2 protein-coding genes are annotated in these 709 nt (G+C 64.2%); both read left to right on the forward strand.

Features of this window, described 5'->3' with window-relative positions; all coding sequences use genetic code 11:
- On the forward strand, positions 1-227 hold a 227-nt coding region (locus CCD76_RS20125; RefSeq protein WP_179208978.1), incomplete at its 5' end, for a hypothetical protein.
- On the forward strand, positions 220-709 hold a 490-nt coding region (locus tag CCD76_RS19440; protein ID WP_143543361.1), incomplete at its 3' end, for a hypothetical protein. The genes CCD76_RS20125 and CCD76_RS19440, both read left to right, overlap by 8 nt.

A 709-nucleotide genomic window follows, 5' to 3' on the forward strand; every position in this document is an offset into this window, starting at 1 on the left:
GCGCGTTCGAACACATCGTGCCGGTGGAGAAAACCGAGGAGGCCGTCGCGGCGATCGAGCATTTTCAGCAGCGCTTCTATCCCCAGCTCGAAGCGATGGAGGCCATCGATCGCGGTCAACGCCGTGACGATCGGGGGGCAATGGCCCGGGGGTACGCCGCCGGCCGCAACGCGCGCCTGCACGGCGGCATCGATCGCGACCAGCACAAGGCGCTGTCCCATGGCTGAGATCGTCACGTTTCCGACACGCACCGCTACCGACCAGAGTATGGAGCGCTATCTGCAGGGCCGGGAATGTCTGGCTCTGGGACTGCTCGATCCCTTCGCCGGCTGGGTCGAGACACTGGAGTCCTGGTTCGCCGCGCATCCCCGGGCGCACAACAAGCGCAACGATGCGCTGCGCTCGCTGCTCGCCGATACCTGGCTGGTCTTCCATATGGCTTGTGACAAGGCCAGTCGGCTCGAGATGGCGCCGCACCACAGCCTGCGCTGGGCGCAGCTCCAGTATTTCGACCTCAGCGATTTCGAGCTGCTGGTGATCGTCAACGACAACCTGCTCGATCTGCGTCGTGGCCTGCAGGCGCTGTGCCAGCAGCATCCGCCGCAGACGCGCAGCGACCTTAGCCTGCACGGGTTGACCCAGAGCATCGGTCGTTTGAACCAGCAGTTGAACCATTTTTTCGATTCTGAAGGCTGCGACTCGCGGCAGC

This window comes from Salinicola salarius (assembly GCF_002179555.1).
Lineage (GTDB): Bacteria > Pseudomonadota > Gammaproteobacteria > Pseudomonadales > Halomonadaceae > Salinicola > Salinicola salarius_A.